This is a genomic window from Hydrogenophaga sp. (assembly GCF_051860785.1).
Classification (GTDB): Bacteria; Pseudomonadota; Gammaproteobacteria; order Burkholderiales; family Burkholderiaceae_C; genus Hydrogenophaga.
In genome coordinates this window covers 113,200-134,023 of record NZ_JBIMLB010000014.1, presented here as the reverse complement: position 1 = coordinate 134,023, position 20,824 = coordinate 113,200, and the positions used below count along the sequence as shown (strand labels likewise).

Sequence of the window (20,824 nt, the reverse complement as noted above, 5' to 3'; positions counted from 1 at the left end):
GCTGAAGCTCTCCAGCTCCGTGCGGTATTCACTGCCCGCTGCGCCGTAGGCACCGGCAACGTTGATGAGCCGCTGCCCGTCCAGGCAGAAACGGTCTTCGGTGTTGAAGTTGACGCTGCCTCGCACGCCATCGGTGGCCAGGGTCTTGGGGCAGCGGGTGATGGCCGAGAGGCCTTCGATGCTCCAGCCCATGCCCATGATGCCGTTGCCGGCCTGGCTGTTGTAGCTCAGTGCCAGCTGGGGCTGCATGCCGGCCACGCCGGGCGGCACTTCGATGGGGATGCGGTAAGTGGCCGCTCCACTGGGGGAGACGGCGAACTCGCCGGGGATCTTGCCCGGTACGGTGGTCTGGGCCAGGGCGGCTCCACAGAACAGGTACGCGAGAAACACGCAACGGGCAACGCCCGGGCGCAACGCAACATTGAGAACCACGACCAACCCTCCGCTGAGGGGCCTGTCCGATTCAGATCGTCTTCAGTGGCCCCTTGTTGTGATGGCCATGCAACCCGCTTCGGGGCTTTGCTGCATGGCTGACTTCAAACAAGCGACGGATTCTCTGCAGTGAGGCAGAAAGCAATACTCAATGTCACGAGATGCGATAAATCAGGCTCAAATCGCATCCATAAGACCATGAATAGCAACGATCCTTCGGGCGCGATGCTTGCTTGCTCAACGCCCATGCAATCCCAACGCACCGATCCGGACGCACCCCCCGGCACCGACTGGCACGCCCAGGAGCTGCTGCTGATGCGCGAGGTGATGAAGCTGGTGGGGCGAAGCCTGGCGCCGGCTTTTGTGTTGCGGGAGATGCTGCACCTGATGAGCGAGCTGCTGGGGCTGAACCGGGGGCGCATGGTGCTGGCGAATGAAGCGTCGCTGGGCAGCAAGGTGAGTGAGCGCACGGCGTCCATTCGCCATGCCTACGGCCTCACCGCCGAGGAGGTGCAGCGCGGCGTGTTCCACTGGGGCGAGGGCATCACCGGGCGGGTGCTGGCCTCGGGCCTGCCGGCCATCGTGCAGGATGTGGACGCCGAGCCGCTCTTTCTCTTTCGCACCGTACCGCGCGATCGACTGCCGCCACAGACGGTGGCCTTCATCGCGTTGCCGATCGAGGTCAACGGCGTCACCACCGGCGTGCTGGCCTGCCACCGCATCCGCAGCCGGCAACGCCACCTGAACGACGACCTGGCGGTGCTGCGCATCCTGGCCACGCTCGCGGGCCAGCTGCTTCGGCTCGAACAGTTGGTGGCCGAGCAGACGCGCCAGCTGGTGGCGCGCAATGCGGCGCTGGCGCGTGCGCTGGACAGTGCGAGTGCGCGCTACGGGCTCATCGGCCGCTCGCCGGCCTTGCTGCAGGCGCTGAGCGAACTGGAGCGGGTGTCGCAGTCGCAGGCCACGGTGCTGCTGCTGGGCGAGTCGGGCACGGGCAAGGAGCTGTTTGCGCGCGCGGTGCACCTGGCCAGCGGCCGACACGATCAGCCTTTCATCAAGGTGAACTGCTCGGCGATTCCGGAGACGCTGTTCGAATCCGAGTTGTTCGGCTACGAGAAAGGCGCCTTCACCGGTGCGAACGCGGCGCGCGCGGGCTGGTTCGAGCAGGCCAACGGCGGCACCATCTTTCTGGACGAGATCGGCGAGCTGCCGCTGGCGATGCAATCCAAACTGCTGCGCACGCTGCAGGAAGGCACGCTGGTGCGCCTGGGTGGCACGAAAGAGTTGAAGGTGAACGTGCGGCTGGTGGCTGCGACCAACCGGGAACTGGCCGCCGAGGTGCAGGCGGGCCGCTTCCGGCAGGACCTGTACTACCGGCTCAACGTGATTCCGATCCGCCTGCCCAGCCTGCGCGAGCGCGGCGAGGACATCCGCGCGCTGGCCCTGCATTTCGTGAACCGCGCGAACCAGGCGCACCAGCGCAACGTGAACCTGGCGCCCGATGCGCTGGCGCGGCTGGAGGCCCACCCCTGGCCCGGCAACATCCGCGAGCTCGGCAACCTGATCGAGCGGCTGGTGCTGCTGGCCGACCACACGCTGGTGACGGCCGAGACGCTGGAGCCTTTCATGCCGGCGATGTCGGGCGCCATCACGCCACCGGCCAGCAAGGCCGGCGAGGTGCGCGACTACCAGAGCGCGCATTCACACAGCGCGCAGGCCTTGCAAGGCGCGCTGGCGCAGCACCAGGGCAACCAGTCGCGCGCGGCACAAAGTCTTGGACTGACACTGCGGCAGTTCAGCTACCGGTTGCGCAAGGCAGGCTTGCGTTGAAGGCCGCGCAATGTGTCGACATTGTGTCGACACATTGAAGAGGGTGGACCTGATTCAGCGGCCTCAGCGCTCCTGTTTTCATAGCTTCATCTTCTTTGATATTGAGGCTTTGGAGGAAATCAACGGCTCATCGTCACTCATGGCACGGCGGTTGCAAAGAAGGTCACAGGCCATCCCGCCCACCACCCCTTCTTCATGAGGTTGCCATGAGCATCGACGCCATCCTGATCGCCCCCGCCCAGTTGCAGGCCCTGCAGTCGTCCGAGCCCGTCGTGGTCATCGACACCCGGGACGCGGACACCTTTGCCGCCGGCCACATTCCCGGCGCGGTGAACCTGCGCGAGGTCTTCACCTACCTCGCCACCTCCACGCCCGAAGGACTGCAGGCGCTCAAGGCCACCTTCGCCGAGGCGCTGGGTGCTGCCGGCCTCTCAGGCAAAGAGACGGCCGTGTTCTACGAAGACGCGATGAACAGCGGCTACGGTCAGTCGTGCCGAGGCTATTACCTGCTGACCTGGCTGGGCTACCCCAAGATCAAGGTGCTCAACGGCGGCTTCAGTGCGTGGAAAGCCGCCGGCCTGCCGGTCTCGACCGAAGCCATCACACCCGTGGCCGCCACCTTCCCGGATCTGCCCATGGCCGACGTGATGCTGACCCAGGCCGACGTGCAGGCCGCGCTGGGCACCGACACTGTGCTGCTCGACGTGCGCGACGTGGACGAGTGGATCGGCGACAGCTCTTCGCCCTATGGCAAGGATTTCGCGCCGCGCAAGGGCCGCCTGCCCGGCGCCAAGTGGGTGGAGTGGTACCGCTTCATGAAGCCTTCGGCACAAGGCCCGGTGTTCAAGACGCCCGACGAGGTGAAGGCCGAATGCGCCACCGCCGGCGTCGCGCCCGACGACACGGTGTACCTCTACTGCTTCAAGGGCGCGCGCGCTTCCAACACCTTCCTCGCCCTCAAGCAGGCCGGCTTCAGCGACGTGCGCATGTACTTCGGCTCGTGGAACGAGTGGTCGCGCGACGACAGCCTGCCCATCGAGACCGGCCTGCCGGTGGCCAAGTCGAGCAAGAAACCCAGCCTCGCCCTCGCCGCCTGATTTCCCATCGCACCTCTTTTCAACACCCCGGAGACACCATGTCCGCCACCGACACCTTTGAGCCCACCAGCCCCGTCACCACCGTGAAGGCCTATCTGCGCCCGATCGACAGCACTGGCCTCGCCGCCTTCGCCGCCAAGGGCAAGGGCAACCCGGCCAGCCGCGGCACCAACAAGGTCCACACGGTGATGGAGGGGCAGTACCGTTCGTTGTCTTACGTGGGCCAGCACAAGCCGGTGGTGGTGGACGAGCCGCTGCACCTGTTCGGTGAAGACACCGCGCCCGCGCCGGGCGAGATCGTGCTCTCGGGCCTGGGCGGCTGCCTGGCGGTGGGCATCACCGCCGTGGCGACCTGGAAGGGCGTGAAGCTCAGCAAGCTGGAAGTGTTCCTGGAAGGCGACATCGGCAACCCCGCTGCGTGGGGCGCCGGTGGCGCGCTGGAGAAACTGCCATCCGAAATGGGCTTCCAGGCGATCCGCGTGAAGGTGCTGGTGGAAGGCGATGCCACGCGCGAGGTGCTCGACGAGATCGTGCAGCACGCCAACTTCTATTCGCCCGTGGCCAACACCATGCGCAACCCGATCCCCATGACCGTCGGCCTGGCGGACGCATGAACCCGAACGACCTGCCCCTCGAGCTGACCCACGACACATCGGCCGACGAGCTGATCGCTGCGGTGCGGGCCGTGGCGCAGGGCCCGCTGGCCGACGTGGTGGAGGCCTGCGACCGTGAAGGCTTCTACCCGCGCGAGGTGTTGAAGGCGCTGGGCGCCCTGGGTGCCTTCAGCGCGCACCTGGACGCGCCGGTGGGCCGGGCCGACTACGGCCTGGCGATCCGCGCCATGGCCGAGGTCTCGCGCGTGTGCGGTGCCACCGGCTTCATGGTGTGGTGCCAGGCGGTGTGCGGGCTCTACATGCAGGCCTCGGGCAACCCGGCGCTCATGGGCGAGGCGCTCGCGGCGCACGCCAGCGGCGCCACGCTCGGCGGCACCGGCATGTCCAACCCCATGAAGAGCTACGCGCAGATCGAAAGCCTGCTGCTCAAGGCCACACCGGTGGAAGGCGGCTACCTCGTCAACGGCGCGCTGCCGTGGGTGAGCAACCTCGGGCCCGACCACGCCTGCGGCGTGCTCGCGGCGGTGATGGACGGCGAACAGCTCGCGGGCCGTGAGGTGATGTTCCTGCTGCGTTGCGACGCCCCGGGCGTGGAGCTGCGCGAATGCCCGAGCTTCTCCGCCATGGAGGGCACGGGCACCTACGCGCTGCGCCTGAAGGACGTGTTCATCGGCGCCGACGAGATCATGGCCGCGCCGGCCAAGCCCTACATCGCGCGCATCCGCGCCGCCTTCGTCATGCTCCAGTGCGGCATGGCCGTGGGCGTGGCGCAAGGCGCCATCGATTCCATGTGGGCGGTGGAAGCGCAGCTCGGCCACGTGAACCAGTTCCTGGAAGACCGGCCCGATGCGCTGCAGGCCGAGCTGGACACCCTCACGGCGCGCGTGATGAGGCTGGCCGAAACGCCGTTCGATGCCTCGGTGGACTTCTTCATCGACGTGCTCGACGCGCGCGCCCACGGCGCCGAGCTTTGCCTGCGCGCCGCGCAGTCGGCCCTGCTGCACCAGGGCGCGCGCGGCTACCTCATGAGCTCGGAGGTGCAGCGCCGCGTGCGCGAATCGCACTTCGTCGCCATCGTCACGCCGGCCATCAAGCACCTGCGCAAGGAGATGGCGCGGCTGTCTGCCGAGGTCATGCCGTCATGAAGACCGCCTTGAATCCGGTGGCAGCGGCGGTGCAGGCGCTCGCGCCCTACCAGTCGTACATCTGCGAGGCTTGCGGCTACATCTACAACGAAGCCGACGGCGACCCCGATGGCGGCCTGCCGCCCGGCACGCGCTTCGCCGACATCCCGGACGACTGGGCCTGCCCGCTGTGCGGCGTGACCAAGGCCGACTTCACGCCCTACACCGCGCCCACGCTGGACGCGCTGCGCGCCGGCATGGCGGGCAGCGCGCCGGTGGCCGCGCGTGGTGCGGCCGGCGTGATCATCGTCGGCGCCGGGCGAGCCGGCTGGCAGATGGCCGAGGCCCTGCGCGCGCTCGATGCCGCCTTGCCCATCACCCTCGTGAGCAGTTGCGAGGGCGACGTGTACGACAAGCCCATGCTGTCCGTCGCCATGGCGCGCGGGCTCGTGCCCGAATCGCTGGCGCGGGAAAGCGGCGCGGCTGCGGCCACCCGGCTGCGCGTGCGGCTGCTCGCGAACACACAGGCGGTGCGCATCTGCGCCGACACGCGCACGCTGCGCACCACGCGCGGCACCCTCAGGTACGACCAACTGGTGCTCGCGCACGGCGCGCGGGCCGTATTGCCTGCGGCCCTGCCCGCCGAACTGTGCTGGCGCATCAACCACCTGGCCGCCTACCGCCAGCTGCGCACCGCACTCGGCGACACACCCCGGGACGTGGCCATCGTCGGCGCCGGCCTGATCGGCAGCGAGCTCGCCAACGACCTCGCGCTCGGCGGCCACCGCATCACCCTGCTCGACGTGCAGACCGCACCGCTCGCGCGCTGGCCGGCCGAGGCGGCGGGCGCGCCTTTGCTCGATGCATGGAAAGACCTCTCGATCCACTTCGTCGGCGGCGTGCAGGTGGCGTCGCTCGAACAGGTCGCCGGCCGCTACCGCCTCACCACCACCTGCGGCCAGCGCTTCGCCGCCGACCAGGTGATCGCCGCCGCCGGCCTGCAGACGCCGCCGCGCCTGGCGCAGAGCGCCGGGCTCGCCTGGAACAACGGCATCGCGGTGGACGCCGCCACGCTGCGCACCAGCGATCCACGCATCCACGCCATGGGCGACTGCATCGCCATCGACGGCCAGCCCAGCCGCTTCATCGAACCCATCGCCCGCCAGGCCCGCGCCATTGCGGCGGAGATCTGCGGCACCACGCCCGCACCCTACGAACCGCGCGCGGCAGTGGTGCGGGTCAAGACGACGTCACGGCCGCTGACGCTGCACTGAGCGTTCATGGTGCAGGCCCCATGGGTATCACTTGACCTGAATCAGCGGCTGGGCGCCCGAGGGCAGGATCACGGTGTGCGTTCCGGTGCCGGCGAACTTCGCCATGGCTTCGATTTCACGCGCGCGCATGAGCGTGCTGGTGAGCGAGTCGGCAATGATCCGGTTCGCGCGCGCTTCTCCTTCCGCCTCGATCTGACGGCGCTCGGCCTCCACCTTGGCCAGTTCGCTCTGCTTGCGCTTCGCCTCGATCTCCTGATCCACCCTTGCCCGGTCGCGAATCGCCGACTCCAGCGCAGGATCGGTCACCAGTGAACGCACATTGATGTTCGTGACCTCGAAGCAATCAGGGTCGGTCTTGTCCAGTTCGCGCTGAAGGATGCGACGCACGGCGTCTGCTATTTCGTCGCGCTTGAGATGCATGGTTGTAGCGTCGAAGGTGGCGACCGCGCGGTACACAGCTTCTCGTGCCTCGCGAAGCACGCGCCCCATGCCCACGACTTCATCCCCGGTTTCCCTCAGCGATCCGTCTTCCTGCGGTTTCATGACCCTGGACACATCGCCCTGGTACTTCGTGAAGAGCACCGCCATCTTGCCGGGATTCACCTTGAAGTAGACGTCCAGATCGACGTCGGTCATGGTGAGGTTGTCCCGACTCTTGGGCTTGAGGTTCTGGATCTGCAAAGGAATTTCCTTGGCGGTGAATTCATCCACCTTCTTGAACACCGTGAAGTAGACCCCGGGGCCCAGTGTCTGCTGCTTGACGTTGCCGAGCGTGCGTTCGACACCCACGTTGCCGGTATCGATCTGGGTGCATCCCCCCAGAAATGCCATCAGTACAAGAAAGCCAAGTTGGCGCATGAACCATTCCTCCCATGTTGCAGTTGAGCTCCGCAGCATGCGAAGCGCGGCGATTCTCTGCATGGAGGGATGGGTCCGCAAACCAAGTCACGGAACGGCATGCATGCGGAACGGGCGACAACCTAGGGCGCACCGGCCTCCGCCCGGATCGGCACCACACGGCCTCGCACCGGCCGCTCGGCCCGCGCCCGCAACTGCCCGCAGCCGCCCTCCACGTCCTGCCCGGCCGACTGCCGCAGCTTGGTGAGGATGCCCCGGCGGTGCAGGCGGCGTGCCATGTCGGCGGCCTGTTCCCAGCTGGGTCGCTTGAAGGGCAGCTCGTCGACCGTGTTGTACGGGATCAGGTTGAGGATGGCGTACTTGCCGTGCAGCAGGCGCACGATGCCTTCCATCTCGTCGTCGCCGTCGTTGATGCCTTCGAGCAGCGTCCACTGGTACTGGATGGGATAGGCGGTGGCGCGGGCGTATTGCTCGCCGGCATCCACAAGTTCTTCCGGCGTGATGCGCGGCGCGCGCGGCAACAATTGCTCGCGCAGATCGGCCCGGGTGGTGTGCAGGGAGAGCGCCAGCGCGGGCTTGACGCGGCCTTGTGGCAGCGCCTCGAACACGCGCGGGTCGCCCACGGTGGAGAACACCAGGTTCTTGTGGCCGATGTTGCCCACGGTGCCGAGCAGGTCGATGGCCTCCATCACGTTGTCCAGGTTGTGCGCGGGCTCGCCCATGCCCATGAACACCACCTTCTTCACCGGGCGGCGCGTGCGCGCCAGCGCCACCTGCGCCACGATCTCGGCGCTGCCGACCTGGCGGATCAGACCGGTGGTGCCGGTCATGCAGAACACGCAGCCCACGGCACAACCCACCTGCGTGGACACGCACAAGCCATCGCGCGGCAGCAGCACGCTCTCCACCGCCTGGCCATCGGGCAGGGCCACGAGCAGGCGGGCCGAGCCGTCGTCGCCCGGGTGTTCGGACACCAGCCGCGCCAGACCGGCGAGCTCTTCGCTCAACGCAGGCAAGGCCGTCACCAGGGTCGAGGGCAGGAAATGCGCGATCTCGCGCCGGCCCGCGTCCTGCGGCAAGGCCTGCGACCACAGGCGCAGCACGCGCTGTTCGTGGCGGGGGTTGGCGCCGAGCGCGCGCAGGCGCTGGCGGAGGGTTTCAATGCGCATGGGAGACGAAGCTTAGCGCTCAAAGAGCGCGGAAAGGACCGGTGCGACTTCGTCGATGAAGTGCCGCAGCTTGGCCGGGACGTAGCGCTGGCTGGGGTAGACGAGGTGGATGGGGTCGGTGCGCGCGTACCAGCCCGGCAGCAGCGGCACCAGGTGCCCGTGGTCCACCTCCCGGTGGCACACATAGTCCGGCAGCAGGGCCACTCCCTGCGCGTCCAGCGCGAGCCGTCGGATCATGCGCATGTCGTTGGCGGCAAAGGCGCTGTGCAGCGGCACGTTCACGCGGGTCTTGCCGCGCATCAGCGTCCAGCTCTCGCGGCCAAGCGGGCTGAAGCACAGCGTGGCGTGTTGCGCAAGGTCCTTGGGCTGGCGCAAGGCCGGCGCGCGCTTCAGGTAGTCCGGGTGCGCGAATGGCGCCCAGCGCGCCTGGCCGATCTGCCGCGCCACCAGGCTGGAATCGGCGAGTTCACCGGCGCGCAGCGCCACGTCCAGGCCCTGCTCCACGAGGTCGAGCCGGGCATCGGAGAACACGAGTTCGATCGACACGCCCGGATGGCGCGCGCGGTAACCGCTGAGGATCTCCAGCAACGGTTCGTCGCCCATGTCAATGGGCAGCGTGATGCGCAGCAGCCCCTGCGCCTCATGCCGGCCAGCGTCGATCTGCGCCTCGGCTTGCACGATCTCTTCGAGCCCGCGCGCGGCCTGCTGCAGGTAAGCCTGGCCGGCCTCGGTGAGGCGCAGGCGGCGCGTGGTGCGCTGGAGCAGCGTGACGCCCAGGCGTTGCTCCAGCCGCGAGACGCGCACGCTCAGCGTGGACACCGGCATGCCCATGAGCCGCGCGGCGGCACTGAAGCTGCCGGCCTGCGCCACGCGAACGAAAACCAGGGTGTCGTTGAGGTCCACGATTGTTCAGTTCATTGAAAGATGATTTTTGATCTTACCGACTTATCACGGGAACGAGACGCCGGTACAGTGCTCTCTCATACAGGAGAACACCCCATGAAAACCGTTTCCTTCATTCAACGCAATGCCGGTGGCCACTGGGTCGGCGACGGCTTTCCCGTGCGCAACATGTTTTCGTACAACGACCGGCCCGAGCGCTTCTCGCCCTTCCTCATGCTCGACTACGGTGGCCCGACCCGCTTCGAGCCGACCACGAAGCAGCGCGGCGTGGGCCAGCACCCGCACCGCGGTTTCGAGACCGTGACGATCGTCTACGACGGCGAGGTCTCGCACCGCGATTCGAGCGGCGGTGGCGGCACCATCGGCCCCGGTGAAGTGCAATGGATGACGGCCGCCGCTGGCATCGTGCACGAGGAATACCACGGCGAAAAGCTGGCGAAGGAAGGCGGGCCATTCGAGATGGTCCAGCTCTGGGTGAACCTGCCGGCGCGCAACAAGATGGCCGCGCCGGGCTACCAGGGCATCACGCGCGACCAGATTCCCGAAGTGGCCCTGGCCGACGGCGCCGGTGTGGCCCGCGTCATCGCGGGCGACCTCAACGGCACCAAAGGCCCGGCGCACACCTTCACGCCCATGCAGGTGTGGGACCTGCGGCTGAAGGCCGGCCACACCGTGACGCTGCCCGCCGCCGAGGGCCACACCACGGCGCCGCTGGTGCTGCGGGGTCGCCTGCGCCTGGCCGATGGCCAGGAGGTCGGTGCGGCGCAGATGCCGGTGTTCTCGCGTGAAGGAGAAGACGTGCGCTTCGAGGTGCTGGAAGACGCCACCGTGCTGTGGCTCACCGGCGAACCGATCGACGAGCCCGTGGTGGGGTATGGTCCGTTCGTGATGAACACGGAGGCCGAGATCCACCAGGCCTTCGCCGATTTCCAGAGCGGCAAGATGGGCCGCATTGCCGCAACTATTTAACCCCCCCGCGCCGCCTGCGGCGTCACCCCCAGGGGCGCACCCTACGGCCCGGCAAAGCCGGTTCCGTGGGTGCCCTGGAGTTGCGGGGACTTCACTCGATACCAAAAGGAGTTCCACGATGCTTGAAATGGTGATCAACGCCCGCGAAGCCGACCTGGGTCACGGCCTGAAGGTGCGCCGCGTGCTGCCTTACGCCAAGCGCCGCATGGTCGGCCCGTGGATCTTCGTCGACCACGCCGGGCCGGTGACGCTCGCACCCGAGGACATCAAGGGAGCCGATGTGCGGCCGCACCCGCACATCGGCCTGTCCACCGTGAGCTACCTGCTCAGCGGCGAGGTGATGCACCGCGACAGCCTGGGCGTGAAGCAGTCCATCGTGCCGGGTGACGTGAACTGGATGACCGCCGGGCGCGGCATCTCGCACTCCGAACGCTTCAGCCACCCCGAGTCCTTCGAAGGCGGCGGGCTGGAACTGATGCAGCTCTGGGTGGCGCTGCCCGAGAAGGACGAGGAGACCGACCCGGCCTTCACGCACTACCCGGCGCGCGACCTGCCCGTGAGCGAGGGCGATGGCGTGTGGATGCGCCTGATCGCGGGTGAGGCCTACGGCATGAAGAGCCCGGTGCGCACGCACTCGCCGCTGTTCTACCTGCACACCGAATGGCAGGCCGGCGCCCGCAAGAAGCTGCCGGGTGGCCACAGGGAGCAGGCGGTGTACGTGGCGCGGGGCGAGATCGAACACGCGGGGCAGACCTACCTGCCCGGCCAGTTGCTGGTGTTCGGCGACGACGCCGATGCCGAGATCACCGCGCGCCAGAAGAGCACGCTGATGATCTTCGGTGGCGAGCCGCTGGGCGAGCGCCACATCTACTGGAACTTCGTGTCCTCGCGCAAGGAGCGCATCGAGCAGGCCAAGGCCGACTGGAAGGCCGGCCGCATTCCGCTGCCGCCGGGGGACGACCAGGAGTGGATTCCATTGCCGCAGGCGTAGCCCGAGGGCGGCTCGGCGGCATGCCGGGCAGGACGGCGGCGCTCCCGTTACAGTTTGCTCTTCATGCCGCCAACTGAAGACAGCCTTTCACCCATAGCGCCCCTGCGCCTGCCGGTGTTCCGCATGCTCTGGATCACCTGGCTCATGGCCAATGTGTGCATGTGGATGAGCGACGTGGCCGCAGCGTGGATGATGACGTCGCTGACCACGAAACCGATCTGGGTCGCGCTGGTGCAGACAGCCTCCACGCTGCCCGTGTTCCTGCTGGGCCTGCCCAGCGGCGCCCTGGCCGACAACCTCGACCGGAAACGCTACTTCCTCGTCACGCAGCTGTGGGTGGCGGTGGTGGCCACGCTGCTGAGCGCCATCATCTTCCTCGGTGTGATCACGCCGCCCCTGCTGCTGGCGCTGACCTTCGCCAACGGGATCGGCCTGGCGATGCGCTGGCCGGTGTTCTCGGCCATCGTGCCCGAGCTCGTGCCCAGGACGCAGTTGCCGGCGGCGCTGGCGCTCAACGGGGTGTCCATGAATGCCTCCCGCATCATCGGGCCACTGGTCGCCGGCGCGCTCATCGCGAGTGCGGGAAGCGCCTGGGTCTTCCTGCTCAACGCACTGCTGTCGCTGGGTGCCGCCGTCATCATCAGCCGGTGGAAGCGCGAGCACAAGCCGAACCCGCTGGGCCGCGAACGGCTGGGCACGGCGATGCGCGTGGGCTGGCAATACGTGTCCCAGTCCTACCTTCTAAAAGGCGTGTTGCTGCGCATCTGGATCTTCTTCTTCCACTCGACCGCGCTGATGGCCCTGCTGGCGTTGCTGGCCCGCGGCATACAGGGTGGCGACGCCAGCACCTTCACCTTGTTGCTCGCCTCCATGGGCGCCGGCGCCATCGCCGCCACCGCCTTCCTGCCCCGGCTGCGTCGCCGTTTCTCCCGCGACGGCCTGGTGCTGCGTGGTGCGGCCCTGCAGGCCGCCGCCATGGCGGCCATGGCACTGACCAACACCGTCTGGGTTGCGGTACCCGCCATGTTCCTCGGCGGCGCGGCGTGGATCACTACCGCAAACACGCTCAGCGTGTCGATCCAGATGGGTCTGCCCGACTGGGTGCGTGCCCGCGGTATGTCGATCTACCAGATGGCCATCATGGGCGCCAGCGCCGGGGGGGCCGCGCTCTGGGGGCAGATCGCGACCTGGACCAGCGTGCCGGTCAGCCTGGGCATCGCCGCCGTAAGCGGCCTGGTCATGATGGCGCTGGCCAACCGCTGGATGCCCGATGCAGGCCTGGAGGACGACCTCACGCCCAAGCGCATCTTCCCCGCACCGGTGATCGAAGGGCCGCCGGCACAAGGCCGTGTGATGGTGACGATCGAATACCTCGTCGATCCCGCGCGCGCAGCGGAATTCCGCACCCTGATGCTCAACGAGGGCCGGCGCAGCCGCCTGCGCCATGGCGCCCTGTCCTGGGAATTGCTGCACGACATCAACGAGACCGGCCGCTTCGTCGAGGTCATCGTCGATGAATCCTGGACCGACCACCTGCGGCGCTTCGACCGCGTCACCGCTGCCGACGTCGCCCTGCGCGACCGCAAGCTCGCCTTTCACCTCGGCGACGGGCCGCCGCGTGTCAACCGGTGCGTCATGGAGTCCACCGTCAGGGCCGGCTGAAACGGCCAGCGCCCACTTCCGTCAGCCCCGGGTGCTCTGCCGGCCTGGGTCCCAGTGGCCAGTGGAATACCCGCTCGCTCTCGCGAATGGGCTGGTCGTTGATGCTGGCGTGGCGCTGCTCCATGTAGCCCAGGTCGTCGAACTGCCAGTTTTCATTGCCGTGCGAGCGGAACCACTGGCCGGAATCGTCGTGCCATTCGTAGACGAAGCGCACCGCGATTCGGTTCGCTTCGAAGGCCCACAACTCCTTGATGAGCCGGTAGTCCAGCTCTTTGGCCCACTTGCGCACCAGAAACGCGTGCACCGCGTCGCGCCCCACCGGAAACTCCGCGCGGTTGCGCCAGCGCGTGTCTTCGGTGTAGACCTTGACCACACGGTCGGGGTCGCGCGAGTTCCACGCGTCCTCGGCCATGCGCACCTTTTCGATGGCCGACTCGCGCGTGAACGGCGGCAGCGGCGGACGTGGGTCCATCAGTACTGCTTGTACGGCAGGAACTTGCCGGACATGACGATGTTCACGCGGTCGCCGTTCGGATCGGCCTGGCGCTGCATGTCCATCTTGAAATCGATCGCGCTCATGATGCCGTCGCCGAACTCTTCGTGGATGAGTTCCTTGAAGGTGGTGCCGTAGACACTGACCAGTTCGTAGAAGCGGTAGATCAGCGGATCGGTGGGCACCGAGGTCGGCAGCGACCCCTTGTACGGCACGACCTGCAGCCACTTCTGCTCGTCGGTGGACAGGCCGAAGATCTTGCCCAGCACCTTGGCCTGTGCGGGCGTGGCGGTCATCTGGCCGAGGCACAGTGCGGTGGTCCATTCCTTGGACTGGCCCACCTTCTTCGCCACATCAGCCCAGCTCAGGCCTTTGGTGACTTTGGTGGTGATGATCTTTTCGGTGACGTCGAGTCGGCTCATGGTTTGCCTCGTTGCTTTCTGATGAAGGGGTTGGGAGAGAAAGGGAAATTCAGTGCACCTTGGCGCGGGTGACCAGGAAATCGACGATGTGATTTCTGAGTTCGTAGTAACCGTCGATGTGGTGCAACTGCGCACGCGTGCGGCTGCGCGGCAGGGTGTTGACGACCACCTCGGCCATGCCACCGGGCACGTAGCCTTCAGGGCCTTCGCTGCCGTTGCTCATGAGCAGGATGCGGTCGGCCAGCAGGATGGCCTCGTCCACGTCGTGCGTGATCATGAAGACGGTCTGCTGCGTCTCGCGCACGATGCCCATGAGCTCGTCCTGAATGGTGCCGCGCGTAAGCGCGTCCAGCGCACCGAAGGGCTCGTCAAGCAGCAGCATCTTGGGCTGGATGGAGAAGGCGCGCGCAATGCCCACGCGCTGCTTCATCCCGCCCGAGAGCTGGCTGGGTTTCTTGTCGATGGCGGGCGAGAGGCCGACCATGGCAACGAACTTCTCCACGTGGGCGTTGAGCTCGGCGCGTGGCATGTCGGGCCAGCGCGACTTCACCGCGAACTCGATGTTCTGACGCACCGTGAGCCAGGGCATGAGCGCGTGGCCCTGGAACACCACGCCGCGCTCCAGGCTCGGGCCGGCGATCTCTCGGCCGTCCATGAAGGCGTGGCCGGCACTCGCGGTGTCCAGCCCCGCAAGCACATTGAGGATGGTGGTCTTGCCGCAGCCGCTGTGACCGATGATGCAGACGAACTCGCCCTTGTCGATGGCGAACGAGACTTTGGCGAAAACCGGCTTGTCGGCCTGGTAGGTCTTGCCGAGTTTTTCTACCTGGAGGAAACCGGTCATCTTGGGGGCTTTCTTGGCAGCGGCCCGCGGTGCGCGCTCGCTGGATTCACTCCACATAGGTCACCACCTTCTGGAGCTGGGCGAACATGAGGTCGAGCAGCATGCCGACGACGCCGATGAGCAGCACGGCGAAGATCACGTTGGTGAGCGACAGGTTGTTCCACTCGTTCCACACGAAGTAGCCCACGCCCGTGCCACCAACGAGCATCTCGGCGGCCACGATCACCAGCCAGGCGATGCCCATGCTGATGCGCATGCCGGTGAGAATGGTGGGCGCGGCCGCCGGCAGGATCACACGGAAGGCCTTGCGGATCGGGTTCACCTCCAGCGTGCTGGCCACGTTGAGCCATTCGCGCTTGACCGAGGCCACGCCGAACGCGGTGTTGATCAGCATCGGCCAGACCGAGCAGATGAAGATGACGAAGATGCCGCTGACGTTGGAGTCCTTGAGCGTGTAGAGCGCCAGCGGCATCCAGGCCAGCGGGCTGATGGGTTTGAGCACCTGCACGAACGGATCGAAGGCCTTGCGCATCAACGGCGACATGCCGATGAGGAAACCCAGCGGGATGGCCACCGCCATGGCCAGCAGGAAACCCAGGCCGACGCGCGCCAGCGAATGCGCGAGCTGGATGCCGATGCCCTTGTCGTTCGGACCCTTGTCGTAGAACGGATCGGACAGATGCGACCAGCTTGCCTTCGCGACTTCAATGGGCGGCGGGAAGCCGGTGCTCTTGGCGGCACCAGGGTCCTTGCCCATCATCTTCGCGTACTCGATCTCCTCGGCCGTCATGCCGGTAGAAGCGCCGCCGATGCTCGGCCCCGTGGTGGACAACTGCCACGCGCCCACGAACACGAAGAAGATGAGCAACGACACCAGCGCAGCGCGCAGGTTCATGTGGAGCGACTTCATGCTCAGGCGGCTTTCTGGATCGCGAAGCTCTTCAGGTACTCCGCCGGCCTGGCGGCGTCGAACGGCTTGCCCATGATGGTGTGCTTCGTGTAGCCCGATCCCGGTGTGAACGGTTGGCCCAGATCCTTCATGTACTTGCGCGCATCGGTGATCAGGAACACCTTTTCGGCGACCTGCTTGTAGTCGACATCGCCCTTGATGTAGCCCCAGCGCTGCATCTGCGTGAGCATCCACACCGCCATGCTCTGCCACGGCATCGGATCAAAGTCGGCGCGGTCGGGCACGGTCTGGATCTTGCCGAGGCCGTCGGCGAAGCGGCCGGTGAGCACCTGGGTGAGCACGGCCTCGGGCTGGTTGAGGTACTGGCTGGGTGCAATCACCTTGGCGATGAGCTCGCGGTTCTTCGGGTCGCGCGCCATGGCGGCCGAGGTGAGCACCGCACGGTACAGCGCGGCGAAGGTGTTGGGGTTCTTCTGGATGAACTCGGTGCTGGTGCCGAAGGCGCAGCAGGGGTGGCCGTTCCACAGGTCCTTGGTGAGCACGTGGATGAAACCGACTTCATCGAACACCGCGCGCTGGTTGAACGGATCGGGGCCAAGGAAACCATCGATGTTGCCGGCGCGCAGGTTGGCCACCATCTCGGCCGGCGGGATCACGCGCAGTTGCACGTCGGTATCGGGATTCAGCCCGGCCTCGGCGAGGTAGTAGCGCAACAGGAAGTTGTGCATCGAGTAGTCGAACGGGATACCGAACTTGAAGCCTTTCCAGTTCTTCGGGTCGCGGTTGTCCTTGTGTTTGAGCGCCAGTGTGATGGCCTGTCCATTGATGTTCTGCACTGTCGCCACGTTCATCGGCACGGCGTTGCTGCCCAGGCCCAGCGAGATCGCCAGCGGCATGGGCGAGAGGAAGTGCGAGGCGTCGTATTCCTTGTTGATCATCTTGTCGCGCACCAGGGCCCAGCCGGCCGTCTTGGTCACTTCCACGTTCAGGCCCTGCTTGCTGTAGAAGCCCAGCGGGTGCGCCATGATCAGCGGCGTGGCGCAGGTGATCGGGATGAAGCCGATCTTGAGGTTGGTCTTCTCCAGCGCGCCCTGCTTCTCTTGCGCCATGGCCTGCAGGCTGGTCACCGGCAGCACGCTGGCAATCGCGGCCATGGCCGTGCCCTTGCCCACCGCGCGCAGGAAGCGGCGGCGCACCTCGTCGTGCGGGAACAGCGCCTTGACCAGCGTGGCCTCGATGAACTCGTTGCTGTAAGCCTCGAACTCGGCGGTCTCGCTGCGCCGGCGCAGTTCGATGGCCGCGCCATCGGCGGCCACCTCGGCGTGGTGGTCGGCCACGGTGTGGTCGCGCCCGCAACTGCACTTCATCATGAGCGGACGGTCAGCGTTGTAGGGATCGAAGAATTCGGACATGGCGCACCTCGTGAGTTGAAGACGAGGTGACCATTGCAAGCACCGGGCCAGAACCCGTGCCATTGAAACCGTCGGGCGGAAGATGGCGGAATTTCGCAGAGCGCCAGACGACGCGGTGTAGGGGCAGCCCTACAAATGCGCGCTGCTCAGCCGGTTTTCGGTGCGCGCGCGTGGCGCTCGGCGTAGAGCGCGAGCTCCACGTCGTTCTTCGCGCCGGTCTTTTCCAGGATGCGCGAGCGGTAGGTGCTCACGGTGTTGGGCGCCAGGCCCAGCTGCGCACCAATCTCGCTCACGGTGCGACCCTGCGTGAGCAGACGGTAGACCTGGTATTCGCGGTGCGACAGCGCTTCGGGCCCGGCCTGCGCGCCGGTGCTGCCCACCGCAGCGGCCAGCGCCTCGGCGGTGGCCTGGCTCACGAACACCGCACCGCCCGCGGCCTTGCGCACCGCCGCGAGCATGTCGTCGGGGTCGGCGCTCTTGTTCAGGTAACCGCAGGCGCCCAGGCGGATGCAGCGCACCGCGTACTGCTTCTCCGGGTAGGTGCTGAGCATGAGCACCGGCAGGCGCGGGTGCTCGCGCTTGAGGGTCTGCAGCACGTCCAGTCCGTCGAGGCCGGGCATGGCAATGTCGAGCAGCACCAGGTCCAGTCCCAGGCTGCCACCGAGTTCGTTCACCTGCGCCAGCACCTCTTCACCGGTCTGGGCCTCGGCCACCACCTGCACGTCGGGCGCATCGGCCAGGATCTGTTTGAGTCCTTCACGCACGATGCGGTGATCGTCACCAATCAGCACGCGGATGGTTTCAGCCAGCAAATCAAAGGACGTGTTCACGCCGTGTCTCCAGGGAGCAGCGCGACCGTGAGGCACATGCGGGTGCCCTGTCCTGGTGCGCTGTCTATTTGAATGTCGCCGCCGAAATGTCGCGCCCGCTCGCGCATGCCCATCACGCCGTAGGCGTCGGCGGCCTCAAAGGCCTGTGCCGGCGCGCCCACGCCATTGTCCTGCACGGTCAGGCGCAGCACCGTCGCCTGCACGACGATGTCGACGCCCAGCCGATCGGCGCGGGCATGGCGCCCCACGTTGCTGAGCATTTCCTGGAAGATGCGGAACACCGCCATGGCCAGCGGCTCGGGCGGGTCGGGTGCGTCGTTCACGGCCATGCACCAATCCAGGGCCATTTCGGCCGACTGCACGAATTCCTGCGCCTGCCACTCGAGTGCGGCCCACAGGCCCTGGTGATCCAGGATGCTGGGGCGCAGGTCGGTGATGATGCGGCCGACGTTGTCCACCGCGTTCTCGATCAGGCGGCTCATGTTCTGGCACTTGCAGCGCATGCGGTCTCGCATGTCGTGCGCGGCCTCGGCGGTCCGCTGCTCCTGCTCGGCCAGGCGCTTGTCCATCCAGTTCACGTCCATCTTCAGCGCCACCAGCAGGCTGCCGAGCTCGTCGTGCACCTCGCGGGCGATGCGCGTGCGCTCGTCCTCCCGCACGGTTTCCGAACGGGCCGCCAGTTCACGCACCTGCTTCAACGCCGTTTCCAGCGCGAGTGTGCGCTCGCGCACGCGCTCTTCCAGCTCATCCTTGGCCCGCTGCAGCGCATCGGCCGCGCGCTTTCGCTCAGTGATGTCGACGAAGGTCACCACCGCGCCGCGCACCTGGCCCTGGTCGACGATGGGGTGGCTGGAGTACTCCACCGGGAACGGCGTGCCGTCCCGGCGCCAGAACACTTCGCTGTCGATGCGGCAGGGCAGGCCCTGGCGGAAGGCGTTGAAGATCGGACAGTCTTCTACCGGGTAGTGCTGCCCGTCGGCGTGCGAGTGGTGGGTGAGCTCGTGCATGTTGCAGCCCAGCAGCTCGTCGGGTACGAAGCCGATCATGCGGGCGCCGGCGTGGTTGATGAACACGCACAGGCCATCGAGATCCACGCCGAACACCCCTTCGCCCGTGGATGCCAGCAAGAGCCCCAGCGGGTCGCGCCACGCGTCGGTGGGGGGCGCCTCCGGGCGGCTGACGATGGCGGAAGGTTCGAACGGCATGGACCATCTCCCAAGCAACGGATGTGCCAAAGCGGTGCATGCCCGTCAACCGACGACAATCGCGGCTGTTTCCCCGTACTTCACTTTCCTCGTCATGGCCTTGCTCCAGCGTCTGTTTCCCTCGCGCCTGAGTCCCTCGCGCCTGAGTCCCTCGGGTGTGAGGCGCTCGCGCGTGACGGGCTCGGCCACCGCCTTGCGGGCCGCGCAGCTGCTGTGTTCGCCCACGGCGCTGGTGCAGCTCAGCCAAGCCGAGGCGCTCACCGCCATGGGGTTCATGGAGTTGCGGCGCTATGCCGAAGGCGAAGCCATCATCCGCCAGGGCGCCAGCGGTGGCACGGGCGACGACGGCTTCATGGCGCTGGTGGTCGATGGCGAGGTCACCGTGGAGGCCGACGTGGTCAGCCGCGTGGACAAACTCACCGTGAACGTGTTGGGGCGCGGCAGCCTCATGGGCGAAATGTCGCTCATGGACGGTGCTGCCCGCTCGGCCACCTGCACGGCCAGCACGGCCGTGCAGTGCGCAGTGCTCACCCGCGATGCGCTGGAAGCCCTGATCCGCGAGGAACCCACCACCGCCGCCAAGCTGCTCAGCGCCGTGGCCCAGCGCCTGAGCGCGCGCCTGCGCAAGACCGACATCAAACTGCACCTCTACAGCCAGCTGGTCCTTTCCATGCAGAAAGAGATCAACCGGCTGATTCCGGACTGAACGTCAGGCGTGGCGAGCCGTTCTGGAGCTCCAGAGCATGGTGATCGCCAGGACCGAAAACACCACGCCCAGCGACACCGCTACCGGAATCTTGTAGACGTCGATCAGCAGCATCTTGCCGCCGATGAAGACCAGGATCACGGCCAGACCGTAGTTGAGCAGGTGAAAGCGCCCTGCAGCGGCCTGCAGCAGGAAGAACATGGCGCGCAGGCCCAGGATGGCAAACACGTTGCTGGTGAGCACGATGAACGGGTCCTGCGTGATGGCGAAGATGGCAGGAATGGAATCCACCGCGAAGATCACGTCGGTCAGGCCCACGAGGCAGATCACCATGAAGAGCGGCGTGGCAATGCGCTTGCCGTTCTCGATGGTGAAGAACTTCTCGCCGTCGAAGCCCTTGCTCACGGGCAGCACCCGGCGCAGCAGCTTGAGCGCGGGGTTGTCGTCCAGGCTCGATTCCTTGCCAGCGGCCCACCACATCTTTATGCCGGTCAGCACCAGGAAGGCGCCAAACACGTACAGCACCCAGTGGAACTCCGAGATCAGCCAGCCGCCGACCAGGATCATCACCGTGCGCAGCACGATGGCGCCGACGATGCCGATCATCAGCACGCGCTTCTGGAATTCCGCTGGCACGGCGAAGTAAGTGAAGATCAGCAGGAAGACGAAGATGTTGTCCACCGCCAGGCTTTTCTCGATGAGGTAGCCCGTGAGGAACTCCAGCGATTTCTCGTTGGCCAGCGCACTCGACCCGGTGGTGTCCTTCACGGCCCACCAGAAGAGGGCGTTGAACACAAAGCTCAGGCCCACCCAGATGAGGGACCAGTTCAGGGCTTCCCTGACGCCCACGGCGTGAGAGCCCTGCTTCTTGAGCACGACAAAATCGACAAACAGGGCCGCGACGACGAACACGACGAAGACGACCCACAGCCACAGCGGGGCAATGCTTTCCATGAATAAACCTCGGGTTGGTGTTGAACAAACACCCCAAGGTCTTGCCACCGCCGCGCACGGGTGCGTGGGTGGGGGTTTCCGGCCGCCGTCTGGCTGCGTATTGACGAAAACCCCGCTCGCCGAAG

At 66.7% G+C, this 20,824-nt stretch carries 21 protein-coding genes; 9 read left to right on the top strand and 12 right to left on the bottom strand.

The annotated features are described in order from the left end of the window. The coding region (locus tag ACTIF6_RS18150) for a SpvB/TcaC N-terminal domain-containing protein (RefSeq protein ID WP_439589328.1) at positions 1–432 on the bottom strand (432 nt) is incomplete at its 3' end. Positions 433–678: 246 nt separating this feature from the next. Here ACTIF6_RS18150 and ACTIF6_RS18145 point away from each other — a divergent pair. From ACTIF6_RS18145 to ACTIF6_RS18125, 5 genes are all read left to right on the top strand, one after another. Further along, positions 679–2,262: a sigma 54-interacting transcriptional regulator gene (locus ACTIF6_RS18145; protein WP_439589327.1), complete on the top strand. Its 1,584-nt coding sequence runs from the start codon at positions 679–681 to the stop codon at positions 2,260–2,262. Positions 2,263–2,468: 206 nt separating this feature from the next. Continuing rightward, entirely contained in the window at positions 2,469–3,359 is an 891-nt protein-coding gene (locus ACTIF6_RS18140; RefSeq protein WP_439589326.1) for a sulfurtransferase, read from the top strand. A gap of 38 nt (positions 3,360–3,397) precedes the next feature. After that, on the top strand, positions 3,398–3,973 hold the full coding sequence (locus ACTIF6_RS18135; RefSeq protein ID WP_439589325.1) for an OsmC family protein: 576 nt from the start codon (positions 3,398–3,400) through the stop codon (positions 3,971–3,973). Next, complete coding sequence (locus tag ACTIF6_RS18130; protein WP_439589324.1) at positions 3,970–5,118, top strand: acyl-CoA dehydrogenase family protein; 1,149 nt, start codon at positions 3,970–3,972, stop codon at positions 5,116–5,118. The genes ACTIF6_RS18135 and ACTIF6_RS18130 overlap by 4 nt, the downstream gene beginning before the upstream one ends. Further along, a complete protein-coding gene (locus ACTIF6_RS18125; RefSeq protein ID WP_439589323.1) occupies positions 5,115–6,371 on the top strand; it encodes an FAD-dependent oxidoreductase in 1,257 nt (418 codons plus the stop codon). The genes ACTIF6_RS18130 and ACTIF6_RS18125 overlap by 4 nt, the downstream gene beginning before the upstream one ends. A gap of 27 nt (positions 6,372–6,398) precedes the next feature. Here ACTIF6_RS18125 and ACTIF6_RS18120 read toward each other — a convergent pair whose 3' ends face one another. From ACTIF6_RS18120 to ACTIF6_RS18110, 3 genes are all read right to left on the bottom strand, one after another. After that, a complete protein-coding gene (locus ACTIF6_RS18120) occupies positions 6,399–7,229 on the bottom strand; it encodes an SPFH domain-containing protein (RefSeq protein WP_439589322.1) in 831 nt (276 codons plus the stop codon). A 122-nt stretch (positions 7,230–7,351) separates the two neighbouring features. After that, on the bottom strand, positions 7,352–8,398 hold the full coding sequence (locus tag ACTIF6_RS18115; protein ID WP_439589321.1) for an RNA methyltransferase: 1,047 nt from the start codon (positions 8,396–8,398) through the stop codon (positions 7,352–7,354). Between the two features lie 12 nt (positions 8,399–8,410). Then, positions 8,411–9,301 carry a LysR substrate-binding domain-containing protein gene (locus ACTIF6_RS18110; protein ID WP_439589320.1) on the bottom strand — a complete coding sequence of 297 codons (891 nt, stop codon included), beginning with the start codon at positions 9,299–9,301 and terminating at the stop codon, positions 8,411–8,413. 96 nt (positions 9,302–9,397) lie between these two features. Between ACTIF6_RS18110 and ACTIF6_RS18105 the strand changes: the two genes are divergently transcribed. The 3 genes from ACTIF6_RS18105 (at position 9,398) to ACTIF6_RS18095 (ending at position 12,923) form a co-directional block, all read left to right on the top strand. Beyond that, positions 9,398–10,270: a pirin family protein gene (locus ACTIF6_RS18105; protein WP_439589319.1), complete on the top strand. Its 873-nt coding sequence runs from the start codon at positions 9,398–9,400 to the stop codon at positions 10,268–10,270. A gap of 118 nt (positions 10,271–10,388) precedes the next feature. Further along, positions 10,389–11,261: a pirin family protein gene (locus tag ACTIF6_RS18100; protein WP_439589318.1), complete on the top strand. Its 873-nt coding sequence runs from the start codon at positions 10,389–10,391 to the stop codon at positions 11,259–11,261. Between the two features lie 63 nt (positions 11,262–11,324). Then, a complete protein-coding gene (locus ACTIF6_RS18095; RefSeq protein ID WP_439589317.1) occupies positions 11,325–12,923 on the top strand; it encodes an MFS transporter in 1,599 nt (532 codons plus the stop codon). Here ACTIF6_RS18095 and ACTIF6_RS18090 read toward each other — a convergent pair. The 7 genes from ACTIF6_RS18090 to ACTIF6_RS18060 form a co-directional block, all read right to left on the bottom strand. Beyond that, positions 12,910–13,395 (bottom strand): DUF1348 family protein, encoded by a 486-nt coding sequence (locus ACTIF6_RS18090; RefSeq protein ID WP_439589316.1) that lies wholly within the window; start codon positions 13,393–13,395, stop codon positions 12,910–12,912. The two genes, ACTIF6_RS18095 and ACTIF6_RS18090, sit on opposite strands and share 14 nt — an antisense overlap. After that, the gene (gene cynS, locus ACTIF6_RS18085) at positions 13,395–13,838 is read right to left on the bottom strand and encodes a cyanase (protein WP_086126549.1); all 444 of its coding nucleotides are present in this window, start codon (positions 13,836–13,838) and stop codon (positions 13,395–13,397) included. Before cynS ends, ACTIF6_RS18090 begins: the two co-directional genes overlap by 1 nt. Positions 13,839–13,887: 49 nt before the next feature. Further along, positions 13,888–14,682, bottom strand: coding sequence for an ABC transporter ATP-binding protein (locus tag ACTIF6_RS18080; protein WP_439589315.1), 795 nt, complete (start codon positions 14,680–14,682; stop codon positions 13,888–13,890). 46 nt (positions 14,683–14,728) lie between these two features. Then, a complete protein-coding gene (gene ntrB, locus ACTIF6_RS18075) occupies positions 14,729–15,592 on the bottom strand; it encodes a nitrate ABC transporter permease (protein WP_439589314.1) in 864 nt (287 codons plus the stop codon). A gap of 2 nt (positions 15,593–15,594) precedes the next feature. Continuing rightward, positions 15,595–17,004, bottom strand: coding sequence for a CmpA/NrtA family ABC transporter substrate-binding protein (locus ACTIF6_RS18070; RefSeq protein WP_439589313.1), 1,410 nt, complete (start codon positions 17,002–17,004; stop codon positions 15,595–15,597). A 146-nt stretch (positions 17,005–17,150) separates the two neighbouring features. Next, positions 17,151–17,834 carry a response regulator transcription factor gene (locus tag ACTIF6_RS18065; protein ID WP_439589312.1) on the bottom strand — a complete coding sequence of 228 codons (684 nt, stop codon included), beginning with the start codon at positions 17,832–17,834 and terminating at the stop codon, positions 17,151–17,153. After that, the gene (locus ACTIF6_RS18060) at positions 17,831–19,039 is read right to left on the bottom strand and encodes a PAS domain S-box protein (RefSeq protein WP_439589311.1); all 1,209 of its coding nucleotides are present in this window, start codon (positions 19,037–19,039) and stop codon (positions 17,831–17,833) included. Before ACTIF6_RS18060 ends, ACTIF6_RS18065 begins: the two co-directional genes overlap by 4 nt. On the opposite strand from ACTIF6_RS18060, the gene ACTIF6_RS18055 reads away from it, so the two are divergent. Continuing rightward, positions 19,038–19,745, top strand: a complete 708-nt coding sequence (locus ACTIF6_RS18055) for a cyclic nucleotide-binding domain-containing protein (protein WP_439589310.1) — start codon at positions 19,038–19,040, stop codon at positions 19,743–19,745. The two genes, ACTIF6_RS18060 and ACTIF6_RS18055, sit on opposite strands and share 2 nt — an antisense overlap. A gap of 3 nt (positions 19,746–19,748) precedes the next feature. Here ACTIF6_RS18055 and ACTIF6_RS18050 read toward each other — a convergent pair whose 3' ends face one another. Beyond that, a complete protein-coding gene (locus tag ACTIF6_RS18050; protein WP_439589309.1) occupies positions 19,749–20,699 on the bottom strand; it encodes a TerC family protein in 951 nt (316 codons plus the stop codon). Between the last annotated feature and the right edge of the window lie 125 nt (positions 20,700–20,824).